Source organism: Agromyces bracchium, assembly GCF_009709675.1.
Taxonomy (GTDB): Bacteria; Actinomycetota; Actinomycetes; order Actinomycetales; family Microbacteriaceae; genus Agromyces; species Agromyces bracchium.
This window is the reverse complement of sequence record NZ_WMLB01000036.1, coordinates 1-19,536: the sequence shown is the minus strand read 5'-3', so window position 1 is coordinate 19,536 and position 19,536 is coordinate 1. Positions and strand designations below refer to the sequence as shown.

The 19,536-nt window shown below is 65.9% G+C and carries 11 protein-coding genes; 3 read left to right on the top strand and 8 right to left on the bottom strand.

Annotated features, from left to right (window positions below):
• Positions 1–8: 8 nt before the first annotated feature.
• The 5 genes from GJ743_RS15775 to GJ743_RS15755 all read right to left on the bottom strand — a co-directional run bounded on the left by GJ743_RS15775 (position 9) and on the right by GJ743_RS15755 (position 8,238).
• Positions 9–545: a hypothetical protein gene (locus tag GJ743_RS15775; RefSeq protein WP_155052866.1), complete on the bottom strand. Its 537-nt coding sequence runs from the start codon at positions 543–545 to the stop codon at positions 9–11.
• Positions 546–1,025: 480 nt separating this feature from the next.
• On the bottom strand, positions 1,026–1,907 hold the full coding sequence (locus tag GJ743_RS15770) for an MBL fold metallo-hydrolase (RefSeq protein WP_155052865.1): 882 nt from the start codon (positions 1,905–1,907) through the stop codon (positions 1,026–1,028).
• 159 nt (positions 1,908–2,066) lie between these two features.
• The gene (locus tag GJ743_RS15765; RefSeq protein ID WP_155052864.1) at positions 2,067–5,195 is read right to left on the bottom strand and encodes an ATP-binding protein; all 3,129 of its coding nucleotides are present in this window, start codon (positions 5,193–5,195) and stop codon (positions 2,067–2,069) included.
• Positions 5,195–7,081 carry a trypsin-like serine peptidase gene (locus GJ743_RS15760; RefSeq protein ID WP_155052863.1) on the bottom strand — a complete coding sequence of 629 codons (1,887 nt, stop codon included), beginning with the start codon at positions 7,079–7,081 and terminating at the stop codon, positions 5,195–5,197. Before GJ743_RS15760 ends, GJ743_RS15765 begins: the two co-directional genes overlap by 1 nt.
• Positions 7,075–8,238, bottom strand: a complete 1,164-nt coding sequence (locus tag GJ743_RS15755) for a trypsin-like serine peptidase (RefSeq protein WP_155052862.1) — start codon at positions 8,236–8,238, stop codon at positions 7,075–7,077. The genes GJ743_RS15760 and GJ743_RS15755 overlap by 7 nt, the downstream gene beginning before the upstream one ends.
• Positions 8,239–8,346: 108 nt before the next feature.
• Here GJ743_RS15755 and GJ743_RS15750 point away from each other — a divergent pair, with 108 nt between their 5' ends.
• A complete protein-coding gene (locus tag GJ743_RS15750) occupies positions 8,347–8,694 on the top strand; it encodes a hypothetical protein (protein WP_155052861.1) in 348 nt (115 codons plus the stop codon).
• Positions 8,695–8,715: 21 nt separating this feature from the next.
• Here the strand turns inward: GJ743_RS15750 and GJ743_RS15745 are convergent, their stop codons facing one another.
• Together GJ743_RS15745 and GJ743_RS15740 are read right to left on the bottom strand one after the other, a co-directional pair.
• Positions 8,716–10,263, bottom strand: coding sequence for a lipase family alpha/beta hydrolase (locus tag GJ743_RS15745; protein WP_155052860.1), 1,548 nt, complete (start codon positions 10,261–10,263; stop codon positions 8,716–8,718).
• Positions 10,260–12,431, bottom strand: coding sequence for a CHAT domain-containing protein (locus tag GJ743_RS15740; protein ID WP_196217024.1), 2,172 nt, complete (start codon positions 12,429–12,431; stop codon positions 10,260–10,262). Before GJ743_RS15740 ends, GJ743_RS15745 begins: the two co-directional genes overlap by 4 nt.
• Positions 12,432–13,065: 634 nt before the next feature.
• Here GJ743_RS15740 and GJ743_RS15735 point away from each other — a divergent pair.
• Together GJ743_RS15735 and GJ743_RS15730 are read left to right on the top strand one after the other, a co-directional pair.
• Positions 13,066–13,890 (top strand): caspase family protein, encoded by an 825-nt coding sequence (locus GJ743_RS15735; RefSeq protein ID WP_155052858.1) that lies wholly within the window; start codon positions 13,066–13,068, stop codon positions 13,888–13,890.
• 7 nt (positions 13,891–13,897) lie between these two features.
• Positions 13,898–14,686: a hypothetical protein gene (locus GJ743_RS15730; protein ID WP_155052857.1), complete on the top strand. Its 789-nt coding sequence runs from the start codon at positions 13,898–13,900 to the stop codon at positions 14,684–14,686.
• 32 nt (positions 14,687–14,718) lie between these two features.
• On the opposite strand, the gene GJ743_RS20255 is transcribed toward GJ743_RS15730, so the two are convergent.
• Positions 14,719–18,237: a CHAT domain-containing protein gene (locus GJ743_RS20255; protein ID WP_196217023.1), complete on the bottom strand. Its 3,519-nt coding sequence runs from the start codon at positions 18,235–18,237 to the stop codon at positions 14,719–14,721.
• Between the last annotated feature and the right edge of the window lie 1,299 nt (positions 18,238–19,536).

Sequence of the window (19,536 nt, the reverse complement as noted above, 5' to 3'; positions counted from 1 at the left end):
GGCATCCGTCACGGCGACGCGTCCTGTCCGATCACAATCGTGCGGTCGCCGTAGACGTGGACGATCACGTAGGCGAAGTCAAGGCCCTCCGCCAGCTCGCGGTCGATTGCAGAACGTCCTAACGCGAGGAAGCACCTGGAGTGAAGCCTGATCTCCCTGCCCGCAGCCGCAGGCTCCAGTTCCCTTGCGACCCGCACGATTGGCCCGAGGGCGGCGACGGCAGCCACCGCCACGGCCGAAAGCCGTCTCGCGCGACTTCGCGATCGGCGTTCCCCTGTCGCTCTTGGAACGACTCGACGCCACGGCCACCCTCGGTGCGAGCGCTCGCGCGCGCACTGGCACTCCTCCGCGCCGTCGAGCGCACCGCGCCCGTCGTGTCCCGAGCAATAGACGACCACGGGGTCGGTGGAGTCCCACGGGGTGTTGGCGATTTCGCGCTTGCATGCCTCTTCGATCTCCTCCCGCCTAGAGGTCTGGCCAAGGTGGACCGCCACGCCGAATCCGCGTTTCCCGACCATGTCGGCGGTAGGGTCGTCGTCGTACACGCCGATGAGACCGTACGTCTGCGCGCGATTGATCACTCGCCCCCCTGCCATCGATGAACGAAGGGTACTGCGGGAGCGCCGGTTCCGACCACCGGGCTGTCCCTGAACAGCCGCCCGAGCGGCGCCGCTCAAGATCCAGCCTGAGACCCGCGGTGTCGAGCCCTCTTTAGCGGGGTATTCCGCCGAGGTCGCTTCCGGCGAACACGCTCGGAAGGGCACGTTGAGTGATCCACCCAGGGTTTCGTATCTAACGCTTGCCGTTCCAGCGGTCGCCGACTCTGCGGCCCTTTTGGGGCTCTTTTCATCCACAGACAACTGCATCTGACGGCAACGAGCGGCCACCTCGCCCCCCTCGATCAGCCCGCCCTGCCCTATAACTATTGCCATCCACCACCAAGCACGTGCGCGTCCAGCTCGGTGTGCACCGTCAAGGGGTCACCGGTTCGAATATTGGCATCCCGACCCGAGACCGTCGGTATCCTAAGGGTTCCCATTGCTCATCATGGTCGCCGTGAAGGGTCGAGGCCAGTGCAGCGTGATGCCGGCCACGCCGCATTCCTGCTCGAGGAATCTTGCGCTTGACTCGAACGACCCTCTCGACCACCGCCTGAGGACGAGCGGTCGAGACAACGGCGCCCCGAAGTCGTCCCAATGCACTGGAATGAGCACGCGGGGCGCGGCCGCCTCGACCACGCTCCGCCAGAGTCTCCTCCTAAAGGTCTTGCATCTAGCCCAGGAACCGGCGATACCAAGGAAGAGTGTATCGACGGTCGTTCCGTCAAGAGCGCCGGCAATGTAGTTTGCGCCAGGATGAATGAGAGTTGTTGCGCTGTTATGCTCGACCACAAAAGAAAATGCGCCGCCATCGCGATACCTTAGTCCCCATACGGGACGCGTAGGGAAGGCGGCCTTGATCTCACCGGGCGCCAAATTCGGATGACCATGTTTGGCCGCAAGTACCCTTACGCTGAAAGTGCCAACGGGAACCACTGCGCCTGGCGCAATGGCGTGCATCGAATCAGCGTGTAAAGGGCTCCCCACGCCGACATTCACAGTTGACGGCGAGCCATAGAGGGAGCATTCATATTTCCACGCGGTGAGAGGCGCATCCATGACGTGATCGTGATGAGCATGAGATACGAAGACTGCGTCGACTTTTCCGATGCCCGCTTCGTGGAGCCCTCGCTCGATCAGGTTTAGGTCGGGAGCAATCTTGCGCGTGGCCGCTCGGGCGATGGAAACGCGTGAAAAGAACGGGTCGATCATCAATGAGTACTGCCCGTCAGTTAGATGCAACGCCGACGTGCCACAGAAGGTCCAGACGATCGGAGCCACCGGCGCCCGATCAACGTCGTCGCTCATTCTGCCCTCCTGGCAGGATGCTACTCCTCGGTCGACGTCTGCCCCGCTCGGCTGCCGTCGCAGTCCCCGCTGCGGGCGAATATGTGGCGAAGTTGGGGCTCGGGGAGGGAAAGATCACGCTTCGTTGGTATCGGCGGGCGGACGCATGGGCGTCGACCTTCAGCGTGTGACCGCCGCGAGCAGCCGATCGTGTGCATCGTCCCATCGATCGAACCCGTGCACGAGCCCCTCGAGCCGGGGGTGCGAAAGCCGCTCGGCCACCGCGTGGAGGAATCTCCGTGTGACCCGTGAACGGTCTACGAACTCTACGAGCGTCACGACACTGCTGCGCGCGGTCGGCTCGGATAGGAGAGGCAGGGCTGCCGGCTGGAGGTCGACCACCCGGATGGCGAGCAGCGGCTGAGCGATGGCGCCGAGTGTCTTGAGCCACTCGTCGTCGGGGGCCACGCTCGCCAGCACATTTCGGATCGCCGGCCGGAGCTCGGGGTTGTCCCCGCGCAGCGCGGCCAGCTCCATCGGACCGAGACGGTTCACGCGGGCGGCGCGGAAGCGCGGTGATCCGCCGATCTCGGCAGCCATTCGCCCGAGGATGTCTGCCGACCGGATGCCTTCCGGTGTCTGCGCGAGTCGCTCGAGCTGTTCCGCCATGCGCTCGAGATCATCGTCGTCAGTGAGTGCCGCCAAACCCCGCATGACCTGCGGATTCGGCGACAAGAGGCCTGCTCGGTCGGTCAGTTGGAGGGGCATCGGTCGCCCATCCTCCTCGGATAGGAGGACCACAGCTCGTCGAAGCTGATCGACGGGGAAGGGCGTGGGCGAAGTCATCTCATCGGGGCGGGGACGCCGATGACCGACGACCGGGCCGAAGGCGTCTGTCTGCGCACGGGCGAGGAGGCTCACGAACTGGGTGAAGGCATCCGCGACGGGTGACCCGCGCGTCAGAAGGCTGTCCCTGGCGGTGGGATCCGTCGCGATGATGCGGTTCACGGCGTCGTAGCGATTCTGCGGCAGATGCCGGGTCCGTGCGAACGCGGCGTAGTCGTCCCACTGTGCGGCGTCGCAGTAGGCGAGCGCCAGCCAGTCAGGCACTACATCGATCGCCTCGCTCTTCGCGTGGAACAACTCGATCGCTGCGTCGGGGTCGTCCTGCTCGATCAGCGCGGGCCCAGCAAGCTCGACCTGCTTGGCCCAGAACGACTTCGGAAGCAGTTCCGCCTTGTCGGGTGGGAGAACCTCATCACGGAGGGTCCTCAACTGCGCATCGACCTCGGGAGGCATCTCCGACACACTGTCGCCGAGCTCTCGAGCGAAGGCGGCGTGGTGCTTTCGCACGACCTGGTCGGGGCCATCCGGACCCCACCCGTCCAGCACGTCCTGCGACACCATCATTCGGTGATAGAACGCCTCGATGTTCTGCGCAGTGAGCGGCTCCGAGATCTCGGGTCGGGGGTTGTACCACTTCGCGGCCGCTTCATGGATGCGACGAGCAGTCCCGCGGAGCTTCGGGTCACTGGACATGAGCGCGAGCATTCCGCGTCGCACCTCCGGAAGGTGACGCAGGCTGCCGTCGTCGGATTCGCGGACGAGCCATACCTCATCTGCCAGCTTGTCGACCAGCATCTCGGACTCCTGCGCGCTCATGGCCTTGAACCCGCAGGGCTCGGCCAGAACATCGCGAACGAGCTGCGAGTTTATCCGGCGTAGGACGAGCCCCGGGTGCGCCAGGCGGCGGACGTCGGGGTCCTCAATGTGCTTGAGGAAGCGGTCGTACAGGACGGCCCGCCGCAGTTCGACGTCCAGGGCTTCGTCGATGCTCTCGCCCTCGAGGAATGCCTCCCTGTCCCCGGCAGGCAGGCGACGGAAGAACCGCGCGGCGACTTGCAGGCTGAGTGGGTTGCCGCCGACGACCTTCGCCAGGCGTTCGCTCGCGTCCTCGACACCGAGGCTGGTAAGGAGGAGGGCAGCATCTCGATCGTCGAGATCTGGGAGTTCCACCTCCTCGCTGGGGACGGTCTCGAATTTTGCTCGCCCAGCAATCACGATCCGCAGGTCACGAAGGCCCATTTGGTACTGCACGTGGTCCAGCCATTCCGCCATGACCCGTTCCGGATCGTTCCAGCCGCCTCGCAGGCCGAGGTATGGTCGCGAACGCTGCCATTCCTCGAATGTGTCGAGAACGACGACAACCGGTTCTGACGCTCGTGGGCTTTCGTAGAGGACATCCTGCACGCGAGATTGGAAGGTGTAGTGGCCCCGGCTCGAATACTCGACGTCGGTGCCGACGCCGGATGCGAACTCTTGAAGGTGGACGCGCTCCTGGGTGCCCTCGGCCCTCGCCGTCGCGAGCGGCCCGGCCAACTCCGGCCAGGCGGCGCCCAACTGTCTGGTGACCTCGTAGCTCAACTCGATCTCCGCGTGCGGACGGAAGGCGACGCGGTCGAGGTCGACGACAACCGTGGCGCCCGGCCTTCGGCCATCGAGGACGGCATGGAGGCGAGGCAGGATGACATCTGCGAGGAGCGTCGACTTTCCGCTACCGCCGATCCCGGTGACCGTCATCACCGCGACCGGCCCGTTGATCGGTCGGGGCTCGTCGACGAAGCGCGCAAGATCCGCCCTTTGCCGCTCTCGGCCGACCAGTCCGTGATCGAGGAGTCCGGCGTAGCTGCGGATGATCGACTCCACATGCGCACGTCCGTTCACGCGCGCGAGTGTTTGGCTGAAGTCGCCCACTCCGGCCGCCCACATCAGGGCCTGTGCGACGTCCGCGGCGGGCGTATCGACGTGCGGGGTGGTCGCAGCATCGATAGAGGTGGGGTCCCCCGCAACGCGCGCCAGCACGTCGCGCAGGAAGTCACCGGGCGGGTCGGTGGTGATGCCCGCCGCTTGTGCGAGGGCGCCTGCTAATTGGTCCGGGTGGTCTCGAACCTTCTCCAGCGCCGCGGACCGTTGTGGACCCCGAAGCGTCCAGGTCATCCTCTCGTTCACGATGGTGTGATCGAAGTCGGCGGCGACCTCGCTCAACAGGCGCTCTTGATCGCGCTGATCCGGGACGTGAGCAACAAGATCGGCGGGTCGCACCGCACCGCTTGCCGCTCCCAGCAGGCGGACGTGTTCGACCTCGGCCGACCTGTTGGGAGAGGACTGTGGAATCTTCGCCGTGGGGGCGAGGCTCTCTGCGAACGCGGACGACTCGGCGGGCGGTCGCTCCGACCACGCCTTGAGGAGGGCACTCAACGCCTTCTCGGCTTCCTCGCCCAGTGAGAGGGAACCGCCGACGTCGCTCATCACACACTCCCCGCGCCGATTCCGCGCGCCGCCAGCAGCACGGCCACAGCGGGCGCGAGCGCCGCTCGTGCGCGTTCGGCTGCCCCATAGGCATCAACTCCCGCTTCGGCCTCGGATGCTCGCCGGTAGGCGGGTTCGACGAACGGCTTGAGCTCCTGGATTAGCTGTTCGTCCGAGTCGCGGCCGGGGGGAACGAGGGTGCGTGCGATGTCCTCCCAGGTCGGCGCAACCAGATACTCCACGCTCGGCTCGAAGCCGGGCGGAAGGGATTCCTGCCACCCCGAGAGCACGAGGCGGACGTGGGGCATCTGAGGCAATCCGCGGATGAGTTGTCCCACGACGTCCATGACTACCGCGGAGGGACCGCCCGTGCTGCTGTCGAAGCCCTCGAGAACAAGCCACGCCCCGCTCTTGCCCGCTGCTCGTTCCAGCTTCCCGATGAGCGCGGGCACGGTCCGGTTTCGCAGGTCTCGCTGCGCGGTCGTGAGCCCCGTCGCGCGGGCTCTCGGGAGGGAGGCGGCGAAAGCGCCCGTGACCCGGGCCGCGAAGGCGGCGGCGTCGTCGCCGTGGCTGTTGACGACGTCGATCGAGGCGAAGATCCCGCCCACTGTCGTAACCATTCCCCGCACGATGTGCTTCGTGAACCGAACGCCGGTCTCCGAGGTGCCGATGACGGTGACGAGCCGATCAGCCGGATCCGACGTGAGTGCGACACTCCGCCACACGCGGGCCTGTGTCTCACGGCGCCCGACGACGTGCGTCCGAACGATCGTGCCGTCGTTCTGAGACACATCCACGGTATGCAGATACGGAACCGCCTCCGGGATACTCGCGGCCGCGACCATCGCTCTCCAGCGCGGAGCCGGGACGGCGCGGTTGCACGCCATGTCCTCCGTCGGCTGGAGCGAGCCCGCCTGGTGCAGCCCGACGAGGTGGAAGTCAGCATCGACAACCGGTGCCCCGGACGAACCCCGAGCCGTGCTCGCCGAGTGAAGGACGCGCAACGGCGGGTCGCCGAGCCGCTCGTCGACTCTCCCGATCGATGACTGCAGAGGCAGCGCTCGGCCCCGTCCGTCTTCGGGGTGGTGGAGGACGTGCACCTGAAACGGCTGGCGAGGGATGCGTGCGCGCGGGCTCAGCGGTGCCGACTTGTGCGGCTTCTCCAGCCTGAGAAGCGCTAGGTCCCACGGCCCCTCGCTCCCGATGCCCTCCACACTGTCCAGGACGAACTCAGGGCCGGCGACCTCCTTGGGACCGGGCGGGCTGAAATCCACTAACCACTGCGCAGCCAGAGGTGTGACTCGGCGCGCGCCGGGCGGCTTGATCGTATTGCCGTCGACCAGGTCCGCCGCGTGTCCGAAGATGACCTGGATGCGGTGGCTCGATCCTTCTTTCGCCCTCCATCCGTCGCCTGCGCGCTCCACCAGCCTTTGGACCACGTGCGCCGCGGTGAGCACGAGCATGGGGGACACGAGCACGCCCGTGCCGTGAGATCGATCGATGTCGTCGTCGCCGTCGATCTCGACGATGCACACGACCTCGCACGCCTGCACCAGGCGCTTCGCGGCGACTAGCGCGTCCTGCGAGAGGAACGTCTGCGATGCCATGCTCTGAGGCACCGCGTAACGCTTGTTCACCTCCGCTGCGATGTCCGCCCCGGCTCGCATCAAGCTCGCTCTAAGGAGCATGGCCTGGAACGGGATGAGGCTGTGTGCCTCGTCGGCGCTGAGGATAGCGCGCGGAAGAAAGTCTTCGGGATCCTCGTAGTCAACATTGGGGATCCCGAGTTCGTCGAGGATCACACGGATACGGGGGATGTCTGCGATGACGAACTCCGCGAGCTCCTGGACGTGCTTCGGCCAATCGGTGCGCACCTGCCTCACCACCCCGGAACGATCTCGGCGAGCTCGTCGCTCGCTCCCTCGAGACTGTGCGCCCAGTTGGTGCGGTCGGGCGCGCCCGCGAAGTGCGCACCGAGAACCGCCCGCCCATCCGTCTCGAGATCGATGACGGGCGAACCCGAGCTTCCGCCGAGGGTGCTCGCGTCATGCGCGATTACCCATCTCCTGTCGTCGCCGGGGACGTCACCGCGCCCGGCCGCGAGCGTCCCGGGTGCGAGCCGCTTCACTCCTGCGACCCCGGCGAACAGCCGTCCGAAGACGTCAGCCGTGGTGGACTTCGGGTTACCCGGGAATCCGACGACGTACACGCTCCTGCCCTTCGAGGCGAGCGCGCCGTGGGTGGCGGGATCGTCCCCGCGTGCGACCGCGACGGGCGCGGGGAAGTCTTGTCCGTCGACCGGTTCGAGTTCGAGAATTGCAAGGTCGAGACCGTCGAAGTTGACGTCTTCCAGCGTCGTGCTGGCTCGCTCTGGCGCGCCTTCAGAGCCGACGCCCAGCACCCTATGGACGGGGAAGCGCCGGCCATCCGGACCGCTTCCGCCGACCTCGCCGCCGAAGTCGACGGCGACATCGGGTTTGAGCTCGCCGACGAATCGGCCGTCGGGTCGTGCTGCGCCGACGGCGATCGCCTTCAGCACATGAAAATTCGTCGCGACGATACCGTCGCCGATCGCCCACGCGGTCCCGCGGAACCCGAGAGCGGACGAGGGATCCACCACACGGCCTACGGCGCTGCACGCGGCCCGGACCGCTGCGGATACCCGCGACAGTGCGGCGGCGTGAGTCGCCGCAGCCGGATTGAGCACATCGATGAAGTCGTCTTCGACGAAGAAGACCGGGCGCGTCCCGTCGCTGTGCACCACCGCCTCGAGCCCGGCGAGATCATGACGATCGAACGCTCCGTCGTCCTTTCCGGAGATCACCCTCAGACCGTGCTCCGCGCCGCCGACCAGCTCCGCCAAGACCTCGGGTTCGGCGTACTTGCCCAAGCGCTCCTCGAGGTAGCGGACGCCGTCGATCAGGCTCGCGACGGCGACGTCGGTGTCAGGCAGGTCACCGTTCCCGCCGCCGGCCGCTTCGAAGGGGCCGCCGTCGGCGCGCGCGGAGAGAAGCCTGCGATATGAAGCCCCAGCATCATCCATTTCCAATCCCACCCCTCGGATCGAAAATCCCCCAGATTCAGGATGGCAGAGGGAGATCGTCCGCGCTACGGTCTGGTCATGTCATGCACGATGTGGATCCTCGCGGTGGTGACCTTCTTCGTGAACGTGCCGAGCATCGCGTTCTACGCGGGAAAGCAGCTGCCGAGGACCGCTGAAGACGGCATCGCCCGCGGGGCGCTCTGGTACGTCGTCTCTCGCTCGGCTGCACTCATAGCCTCGACAGTGTGCGCCGTCGTCGCTGCATTCCTGGGCCAGGGGACGCAGTGGCTGTGGGGGATCGCCGTCGCGACCGCGCTCGTGCAGTTGGTCGACGTGCCCGTCGCCGCCTGGACCGGCGATAAGTCGCGCCGCCGCAAGATGACACTTCTCACGCTCGTGGCGTTCGCAGTGCAGGTGGCTGCCATCGTGGCGGCGCTCGTCATCCCCTGTCGCTGAGCCGGCGTCGCGCCCGCACGGTCAGTGCGCCGGCAGCCAGGACAGCAGTTTCTCCGACGTCGGCGCCTGGGCGAAGAAGATGTTATGGTGCACGTTCGCTTCGCCCGAGAAGGTGAATGAATGCCCACTCGTGATCGGGAACACCGGGTCCTTGCTCCCTGCAGACACGCCGAGGGTCGGCACCACCAAGTCATTCTTGTCCTCCCCGAACACGCGATCGATGACGGAGTTCTTCACCGAGTCGCGCACCAGTGGCCACAGCGGCCCGGATCGATCGGGCTCATAGTTGGCGGCGATCGAGAAATACACCGCCGCGGGGCCGGTACCACCATTGATGGCATTGATGAAGCCGCCTTTCGGGGCCATCGACTGGAGGCCCGGCAGCCCGTTCACGATGGCATGTCCGATCACCTTGACCGCCGTGATGATCGCCTCCAGCACGTCCGCCACCACCTCGGCCGGGCCGGGCGGGGCGAGGTTGAGCAGCGTGGTGAACCGGTCGATGAAGGCGATCAGGTGGTCGGCGTCGGCGAGCGCGGTCCCGTGATTGGGTGTCGCGACGAACACCGCCCGACGTACGGTGACGCCGGGGACGTCCATGCGCATGACACCGTGGGAGGAGCCGGAGAGCTCTCCGGCGAGGGTTCGCGCGACGAGGCCCCCGCGACTGTGGGCAACGATGTCGAGGTCCAAGTGGATGCCGTGCGGGAGCATCTTCGCGAACTGTTGGACGTTCTCTTGTGGGGTGTGCGACAGCGTGTAATGGTTGAACGCGAAGACGCGCCCCTCGTACCGGCGGTGCAGTTCTTCCATCGTGGGAGCAGGGAGATGGTGGAACGCGTCGTGGGATGTGGAGAACGTCCCGTGGAGGAATAGCAGTGCCCGCTTCTGGTCGAGTCCGTCCCAGTCGGTGCGACCGAATCCGGTGCTCATGGGGTCTACGTAGTTGCCCGGACCGAATGCGCGCACCAGATACGGGCGCTTCGTCTCCTCCCATTTGCCGGCGAAGAACTGTGAGACGGGTCCGAGGATCGCGTCGGTCACCGGGTAGATGAGCACCTTGAGCAGCTTGCGTCCGATCGCACCAAAGATTCCACGGTTCGCGGCAGTGCCCGTCGCCGGGGGCGCGGGCGTGGCCTGCCGGATGACGAAGCGCTTCTTGCCGCCCGCTCCACGGGTCGCCGGCACCTCGACCGCGCGGTCCGCCGTTTCCGGGAAGTTCCAGGTAACCGCCCCTGCTTCGTCCAAGGCGAGGACGACTTGGCCGACCTCTGGTCCGAGGTCGGGTGTCTCGAGGACGAACGCGTCCTCACCCGTGGCCGCGCGCTGGCGCGGTGCAGCCGGCGGCAGGGGCACCTCCTGCACGTGGAGCTCGAACTTCATGACCTCTCTCAAACCCGACTCCCGCGCGGCGGCATCGAAGGCCTCCGTCGCCAGCTCAGGGCCGCGGTCGGCGCTGCCGACGGGACGTGGAAGGCGCGCCTCGACGCTTCCCCGCAGCCCCGGGGCCGTGATCCAATACCCGGGCGCGACTTCTACGCCGGTGGTGGTCCCATCGAGATCGGTCATGCTGGCGCTCCTTCGCGGACGAGTGGTGGACGCGGGTTGAGGATGAGGTTTGGGTGGCCGTAATACACGTAGGCCAGATGCGTTGGCTGTGGTACCGCCGCACCTGGGTCGTACATCGCGCGCCGCCGACGCAGGGCCTCCGCCACCGTGATGCGCTTGGATCCCAGCGTCGCCGCGTAGAAGCCGAGGGCCGTTTCCTTCGCGATCTGGTCATCGACGTTCCACAGCGGCGCGATGAAGCCGCCGGCGCCCGTGTTCAAGAACTGTGTGGCAAAGCCGCCGGCTTCCTCGAGCAACTGCGTGCTCTGCCCGATCTGGCACGCATTGAGGAAGATGAAGTCCTCTCGGCGGCGGCGCCCGGCCACGTACAGCGGGTCCAGCCGCAGGTTGCCGTCGTTGAGGATAATGCCGTTGAAGCGCGGGTTGGCATCGGCTTGGCCGTGACAGGCGAAGTGCACCAGATCTGGTTCGATCCGCACGCCGTCGCGTTCGAGCTCCCCATCGAACAGCGGATCGATGTCGGACAGCGTTGCGGTCAGCTGGGTCGCCGTGTAGAGGGCGGCGAGCTCGTTGCCCTCTTCCGTGGCCATGGGAAGCGGTCGCTGGGCGCTCTCGACCAGGTAGTCGCCGATCACGAGCGCCATTCCCCCCACGCCGAGCGACTCGGGTGGCGGCTGCGGCGGGGCGAGGACACCCCGTACGCCTCGTGCGTTTGGGACGTTCCACCGACTGATCGGAACCTGTGCGCCGAGGATCTGGGCAATACCGGAATCCGTGAGCGTCGCATCGAGATAGGTGTCCTCTGTCGAGGCGAGTTCCCACGGAATGTACGCATCCGTGGTCACGATTAGGACGCCCGGAAGACGACTCTGGGCGGATGCCCTCTGCCACACGGCGCTCAGGACCTGCCAAGCTTCGGTCGGGATCTGGTTGGCAATGGTGCGGCTAACACCGGTCACTCTGGCGTCGATCGCCGCGTCGCCAATCGACTCGTGAATGAGGCGGACCTGCTGCAACGCGAAGGATCGGGCGTTGTGCTGCTGGAAGCGCGTACTCACCGCCGTGCTCGGGACCTCAATGTCGGCGTCTTTGCACGCGAACTGCCACTCCAGCTGGGTGCTATCCTCGTTCTCGCTGATCGTGATAACGAGGTCGGGTGGGCGCTCGTGATTGCCGACCGTGATCGGCAGGGGGGCGGGGATAATCGGCGACTCCGAAGGCTTGCGTGGAGCGCTCGCCAGCGCACCGGTTCTGCCAGCCGTCACGACGATCGCCAGCCACGCGGTTCCGCATGGCACACCTCCAAACGAAAAGTCGATGCGAAGAAGCGCCGAGACGGCCTCGCCGTCGATTGGCTCGGGCGTGAGCGTGAAAGTCACCCGCTCCGCCCCCGGGTCAGAGCGGACGACGTGCAGCACGTCGCGAGTGCGCTTCGTCTGGAATCCTGCTGCGGCGATGGACACCACGAGGTCGAACTCCGCGAGGCCCGTGTGCACGGTCACGCCCACAGTCGGCTCTCCGGTCGACGGCGGCGGTTCCAGCCCGACGACGACGTCGAACTGTTCTCCGACGACTGCCGCAGACGGACAGTCGATCGCAGTGGATGCAGTGAACGGCGGAAGCGCCGCGGCGGGGGTCTCCCGGTTGGCGGGCAGCCCTCTACCGCCGCCGGGCCAGCCCTCGCCGGTGTCGCCGTCGTTCGGCATCCCCTCCGCTCCTCCGTGAGGAACGTCACCCATGTCTGCCGGCGTCTCCTCGGGAGGGTGCACGAAGATGTTGTCGACCGTGGATGGGGAGAACCCGTGGTCGAATGGGCCCGGAGCCGGCCAGGTCGGCGCAGGTTGGGTCGGTGTCCCCGCACCCCGATCTCCGTTCGTCCCGACCAGTACCCCGGCAACAGCGTCCCCGTTGAGCACGACAACGGTGTCGTCAACGATCGAGGCCGCGTCCTCGGCCGCGACCGTGCGTGCCGATCTGGCCGACTTCAGGTTCAGGCCGTCCTCCGCCAAAGCGGTCGGTCGCTGTTGGGCGATCGAACGGAGGAAGCCTGCGCGGAAGAGGAAGTATCGCGGGGCGGCGCCTGTCCGCTGGCGCACGACAATCTGAACATCGTCGGCGACGCCCTCGATTCGTACCACCGCATCTGCGAGCGTTCGGTGCGCATCCACAACGACAGTCGAACCAAACATCGCCGCCCCCCGGCTATTGGCGTGATTGTGCTGCCCACCTTGCTCCTCCAACGACTTGCACGTCAAGAGGCTGGCAACTGCACGCTCAGGAAGTCAGCGGGCCTGCGGGTCGGCGGCGCGGCAGAGCACTGGTCAGCGCGCTCGCCCTAACGTGCCCGACTCGGTGGAGCCGGCTGCTGCCGTTCTCGCGGAGCTTGATGACGCGCAGACTCAGCCACCTTGCGCGTGGCTGTTGGCGTGCCTCAGATCCCGTGAGCGCGAACCGCCTGTTCGGGGCATGATTGGTGTGGAAGGCAAGATCGCGATAGCCGGGAGACCTCAAGCACGAGCAAGCTGAAGTGATGACCAGTTCCCGCCGTCGAGCAAAGCCGTCCGTGGGTTCGGATCAGGCGCTTGGCCGCGAACTCGCCGTCGACGCGGACCAACTTCTGGTAGCGGTGACCCTTCCTGCGGTCTTCGAAGTCGCCGACCCCACGCGCATATTGGTGATTTTCGCGCATGCCTCTTTCGTCGAGATGAATCCAGGGGTATATATGGCACGACTGGGGTTCTGGGGAAGTGCGCCGCCGACGCTACGTGTAGCGCCTACCCAGGTTCGGATTGCGGGGAATCGATGCCGACGATGAAGTCGCTTCATGTCGGGCTTAATGCCGTCGACCCAAAAAGCTACGGGGCGCCCTACGAGCTGCTCGCGTGTGAGGCCGACGCTGCCGACATGCGGGCACTCGCTGAGGCCAGGGGCGCGGAAGCGGCCGTCATCCTCACGGCGGATGCGACGTGCGACGCCGTTCTGCAGGCAATGCAGGACGCTGCCGATGAACTCGTCGCTGGCGACATGTTCTTCATCACCTACTCCGGACATGGGGGACAGGTTCCCGACGTCGACGGTGAGGAGCCCGACTTTCTGGACGAGACCTGGTGCCTATTCGACTCCCAGCTGCGTGATGACGACATCAACGCAGCGCTCGCCTCGTTCACCGAAGGCGTGCAGATCCTGGTGCTGTCCGACAGCTGCCACAGCGGAACGGTCAGCCGAGGAATCGCGATGTCCCGCGATGCCAATTTGGTCGACTCGGGTCCGGCCAAGTCGAAAAGACTGCCGCTGACGTCCACAGTAAGAGAGTTCGAGAGCCACGAGGGTAGATACCATGGCCGTGCGACGGCGCCCAAGTCCGCTGTGCGAGCGACGGGTGCGTTGATCTCGGGCTGTCTGGACGATCAGGAATCCAAGGACGGTGCGGTGAACGGAGCGTTCACCGGCGCGCTCCTGCGAGTGTGGGATGACGGTGCCTTCTCGGGAGACCACAGTCAGCTGCACCAGGCGATCAAGCAGAACCTGCGAGAAGGGGGCTTCGAGCAGGAACCCAATCTGCGAACGCTGTCTGTCGAGGACGACGCCTACAGGGCCTTCCTCGCTCTGCGCCCGCTGACACTGTGAGGTGGTCATGGACGACGCAGCTATCGCCTACTTGAAGGAAGTCCACGACAAGACGCGGTTTTTCGGCACCTGGCCGCCGGGTCTCAGAGTCGAAGTCGGCGAGGTAGGCCGTATCGGCGAGGATGGGGTCTACCGCCGATCAAGTGATCTCGGCCGCGCCGGCATTGCATTTGAGACCCAGTCCCTTCCGTATCAGGACGTTCAGTTCGCAACGGAGGGCGGAGTCGAGATCGCGGGCGAAGCGTCCGTCAAGACAGGAGAAATCGTCTCTGCCGTGACGGACGTCTCGGGCGCCCTGACGATCTCCTTCACGAGTGGCGACGCGGTGCTTGTGCTGCTCCGCGACGTGCAAATGCACCGCGTGGTCGACGAGGAACAGCTTCGGCGAGACATGATGACCGCGTGGAATGCCGAGCCAAGACGACTCGATACCGACAACGTCGTAATTACACGAGTGCTGGAGGCTAAGTCGGGAGCGCTGGCCATGTCGGCCGAATCTGCGGCCCATGTCGAGGCCACCTCTTCGGTTTCCGTTGCGCCCGGCAAGATTCAACTCGCCGACGTGCACGGTCGCGTCTCGTTCGTCTCGTCGGCCAACACACGCTTCGCCGTTTCGCCGTCGGACGATGACCCCCCTCTTACACCGCTGTTCGAGATGCTCTACTTCGCGAAGAACCGGCAGTGGTGGCGCTTCTGGCGACCAATCATCAGCGCTCAGACCCGTGGTCCGCAGTCGCCGCCCGACTTGGACGATTCGAGCGACCCGGGCGAGGTTTTGTCCCTGCCACGCGACTGAGACGCTTCCGCGGGCGATACGCCCGTCCGTGCTCAGGAGATCTCGCTCAATCGCGCCAGAGTGAAGTCGATCGATGGGTGCCCGGCTGGTCGCTCCTGGCGCTTGATGGCGAGAGCACGGTCGTAGTGCGCGGTAGCCTCCTTCAGACGCCCCAACGCCACCTCCACTGCCGCGATATTGTCCAACACCTGCGCCAGTTCCATGGGCCAGTCCTCGAGCTTCTCGTACCCGGACAGCGCCTTGAGCCCCTCCTCAAGAGCATGATCGAAGTCGCCCGCGAGACCGTATGCCACGGCCAGCTTGCGGCGCAGACTGGCAGCAAGCTGACGTGCAGACACCGAGTTTGGACTCAAGTGCTCGAGCGCGCCCTGGAGACGCTCGATGGCGTCGTCGTACCGCTCCTCGCGGAGGGCGCGTGCGGCTTGCGCCTCCTCGTGCTCCGCGGCGGCGACGCGCATCCCGGTCATGTCTATCGAGGCGAACGTGAGCACGTCGTCGCCGACGGGCACGCGAAAGTTGGCCGTACGGCGCTTACCCATATCCAGATAGCTGACACCGTCCTCCTGATGCACCGATCGCTCGCGGATCTGCGTGTCGGGGGAAAGGAGCAGCCGGTAACGTGCGAGCGGCAGCGGATCGCCCTGGAGGACGAAGGCGGCCCACAAGTCGGGCCGGTCCGGATGGGATGCGAGCATGTCCCTCTTGGCGCGGTAGAGAGCGGTCCCGCGCGGTGTGGCGCGGAGAAGTCGCTTGTAGAATCCCGCCATCAGGTTTGCAGTCGCCCAGTCATCCACGCGCCAGAGACTCCACAGCACAGATCGCGCGCCTGCCAAGGCGAACGAGCGCGCGAGGCTGATGAGCCCCTCCCCATCGTCGACGACGCCCAGCCCAGACTCGCACGCCGAAAGCACGACCAGATCCGTGCCGAACAGTTGCATACCAAGCACGTCGAGCGCCGTGACGACGCCGGCGAACCCGCCCGCCTCGCCTGCGACGCGCCGGTTGGCATCCGCCAGCGCGAGCCCAGTAGCCAGCAGCGGGCCCTTTGCCGCGAATCCGGTCAGCTGAGCGCCCAGCGGCCCGACGGCATCGGTCGATGGCAGATAGTAGCCGTGCGTAGCCAAGTGAAGGATTTCGGGGTCTGACACATCAAGCAAGGAGTCTCTGGTCGCCGATGCTCCCAGCAATGGAACGACGTCAAGCAACGAGGCGACGGCTTTCGCCTCACGCTGCGCCGCCGGGAGCGGAACAAACGGCGCCCAAGGGTCTCCGAACTCCGGCGCGCCGACCACCTCGGGTGCGGCACTGCTCCAATTGGGACGTGAATTAAGCAGCCGTGTATCCCGTCCGGTTCCGATACATACCAGCGTGTGCTTCGCAAGGAGAGGGATCTCGTTGGCATCCAAGAGCGCGTCGAACGGAAGAGCTCCCATTTGGCCGTCCGGTGCGATCAGAACGGTCGCATCGACGTCGATTAGTGAAGCAATCGGGTCCCACACCAACGCTGCCGCCGCGCGGGCCGCAAGCCGCCAACCCGCGGCTGCTCCGGATCCATCTGCTGCGATCGCCGTCCGCATGTCCAGAATCGCCTGGTCGATCGCTTCCGCGGGACCAAGGTCAACGAGGGCTAGACCAGCTGGATCCTTGCGCGGAAGGACGAAGGCAACATACCAGTCCTTGGTCCGCTCGCCTGCGGAAGGACCATCGCTGAGGATCTGGAATCGCCGGCACTTCACGTACTCGACCAGCACGCTGTTCGGCGGAAGCTGCGCACAGACCGATTCCGGCTCCGAAGAGTCGAACGAATCGAGGATGGCTTTATCGGGCACGCTCATCGCCAGGGCGACATCGAGTTTCTGAAGTTCGTCCGCGCGTCCGACGTCCTCCTCGGCCACCTGCTGAACTCGCATCCGGGACGCCAGTTCCTGCACATCGATCAGATCTTCTCTGCCCTCGAGAATCATCTCTCGTTGCCGACGCAGCACTTCAGCCTGAAGACGCTTGCTTCCGGTGCCCACCCGGAAGGCCAAGCGCCGTGCATCGTCGTTATCCGCAAGATGCCGCAGCACGAGCTCAATTAGGAGGCCAGCGAGCGGGAGTGGGTCTGCCCCGTCATCCTCGAACGTCGAGCGCACCCGCCAGCCCTCGGCTTTCGACCGTTCCTGAAGCCGTGACGCGGCTCTCAGAGCATCGAGGGCACCATTGAAGTCGCCACAAGTCCAGCGCCGGGCGGCGAGGTCGGCCAGCGTACCGCTCACGAGGAGGCGGTCAGCGTAACCTTCCGGTTCACCTACGGTGTCGAGGATGACGGCATATGCATCCACGGCGGCGTCCGCTCGATCGTTTCGCATGAAGGATGCCGCGGCCTGGAGGGCCCGAAGATAGTCTCGCGATTCGGCGCCCTCCTCGGCGCTGATATCTACCGCCAGTTGCTCGATCTGAGGACCCACGTCCGGCTCGTCGCCCGATTCCCGCTGGATCGTCCCGAGGATCACCAGAAGTTGGACGCGGCGGTGCGCATCGGGCCGCTGGGCGAGCGCCTCCTTCACGAGCTTGGCTGCATCCTCCGGTCGCCCCTGGGTGAGGCGCGCTTGCGCCAGATTCTTCAACACGACTGTGAAGAAGGGGCGATCGGCATCCGGCCGAGCCCGGAGCGACGCGGCGACACTGGCGAGTTCGTCTGCCGCGTGCGCGAGATCATCGCCGCGGAAGCGCGCCAGTTCGGCCAGGTTGTAGCGGGAACGAAGCAGCTCGATGTCGTCAGGCGGGAGATGCCGCTCACAGATCTCCAGCGCTGCCGCGTACAGCCGAGCCGCGGATCCATACCGGCCAGCCCGATCGGCCGCCCCGCCTGCCAGATTCATCAAATTGGCGCGAGCGAGTTGATCAGGCCGCGAATCCTCGGGCCTCGCAGCGATCGCCTCTTGGTAGGCCTCCATCGCGGCCTCGTGGTTTCCGATTTCGCTGAGCACATCGCCGCACGCAGCCTGGGCATCCGACTCCGCCGGAGGCGGCAAAGTGGCGCAGACGCGAACCACCTCGCTGAGCAGCGGACCGACCGCATAGTTGCCCTCGTTGTGCACGAGGAGGAGCGCGATACGCCGGGCGCTCTCCGTAAGCTCCGTGGGAACCCCAGCGGTCTCGCTGCCTAGAACCTTGAGAGTGTCGCTGAGCGCCTCGAGTGCAGCGGTGTCGCCCCCGAGCGCGAGATGTGCACGTGCGCTGCGGGCACCTGTATGGAGAGCGATGAAGCCGCCAGTCACCACACCGGCCGCACTCAGTCGATTGCCGATCGTCCATCCTCGCTGGGCGTGGGCCAACGCCTCGGTGTCGTCGTGCGCCCGCATAGCGAAGTCCGAGAGCTCAATCTCGCCGATGGCCGCCTGAAACGCGTCCTCAAAGTCGGTCGCCTCTCCGTAGATGGTCGCCAATTCAGCGAAGGCCTGTTCAGCCCCAACCAGGTCCCCGCTGCGGCGCAGTTCCGCTGCCCTGTCGTGTAGCACCTGCGCTCCCGGCAACCCCGCCGACTCCTCGCTCACGATGCTCTGCACCCCCTCACAGCAGAATCCCGATGGTGCCTGGGCCCAGAATAGAACCCCGCTTCGAGCGGCGACAGGCCGAGCAGCAAGGCCAGGCCCCTTTACCGACCGTTGCGCTCCTAAATCATGGCAAGCGCTATTTGGCCATATTCCCAAGACGCGGAAGTGGAAAAGCGTCATCCCGACGAGCACGACTGCGGCATGGGGCAGCGCCACGTGGGGGAGAAGCAAGGGGGGGCGATCCTTCGCCGACGTGCGGCCATCGGATTGGAGTGTGATGGGCAATCGACGCCTCAGAGGATCTGTTGAGACGTCCGCGTTGGCGTTTGCTCTTCCCGATCGCTCGTTGAAACCTCGTCCATGAGGTGTAGTCGATGAGCGGCGATGAGATCCTGCGGGGCGTCGTTCTCGCGGGTTCCACGGGCAGCCCGATGCTGACCGCAAGCTCGATCCATTCTGGGCAGGCGGAGCTGATCCATGACCTCACCGAACCCGACTTCGAGGACGGCACGCCGACCGCGACTGCATCATCGAACTACGCCAGTGCCGGGTCCGCGGCCTCAAGCTCATGGTGCCGCCGAGCCGGAGGACGTTCACGATCCCGACCAGGGCCCGGGCCATTCGACGTGGCGAAGCAGCGGTGGGCGCTCAAACCCCGCCGAGGTCGGAGGACCACTTCGCCTCGCACCGCATGAGCGAACCCGAGACTACCCTCGCCACCCCTTGCATCGCACCGAGGACTTCACCGCCATCCGGGTTGAGGTACTGCCGAACATCGTACTCCCGGGCCGTCCGGCCGATGACTCGCTGGAAGCGGAACTCGCCGGCTCCGTGACGCCCTCACCAAGAACCTCACCGACGCCGAATCGGACCTCGAGCACCGAGACGACGACGTCATCGTCGCGTTCCCCGGGAACGCCCACCCCGCATTCCAGGGGTCGGGCCCGGTCGCTGAGGTGGACCGGTCGCTCGAAGTGACCGGGCACGCCGGCCGGATCGATGTCGGAGAACGTGGTCATTTGTCGGGCGGCCATGTGCGCCGCCGCGGTTGGAAATCACGCGCAGGACGGTGCGCGCGGTGGCATGCCGACGCCTGGGCCCGTGCGGCCTTTTTGAGGCTCTTTTCGTTCCCAGATACCGGCGATTCATGGCATCCATCGGCCACCGCCGACCTGGCCGCCCACCCCGGCCTTCCTTATACTTACTGGCATCCACAACCAATCACGTGCGCGCCCACCACGGTGCACACCGTCAGGGGGTCAGGGGTTCGAGTCCCCTCAGATCCACCAAAAACCCCTGATGAATCGCAAG

Bases quoted from the DNA above. Each gene is read 5' to 3' on its own strand.
- GJ743_RS15770 (WP_155052865.1), bottom strand. From the start codon at position 1,907: ATGAGCGACGACGTTGATCGGGCGCCGGTGGCTCCGATCGTCTGGACC.
- GJ743_RS15765 (WP_155052864.1), bottom strand. From the start codon at position 5,195: ATGAGCGACGTCGGCGGTTCCCTCTCACTGGGCGAGGAAGCCGAGAAG.
- GJ743_RS15755 (WP_155052862.1), bottom strand. From the start codon at position 8,238: ATGGATGATGCTGGGGCTTCATATCGCAGGCTTCTCTCCGCGCGCGCC.
- GJ743_RS15745 (WP_155052860.1), bottom strand. From the start codon at position 10,263: ATGACCGATCTCGATGGGACCACCACCGGCGTAGAAGTCGCGCCCGGG.
- GJ743_RS15735 (WP_155052858.1), top strand. From the start codon at position 13,066: ATGCCGACGATGAAGTCGCTTCATGTCGGGCTTAATGCCGTCGACCCA.
- GJ743_RS15730 (WP_155052857.1), top strand. From the start codon at position 13,898: ATGGACGACGCAGCTATCGCCTACTTGAAGGAAGTCCACGACAAGACG.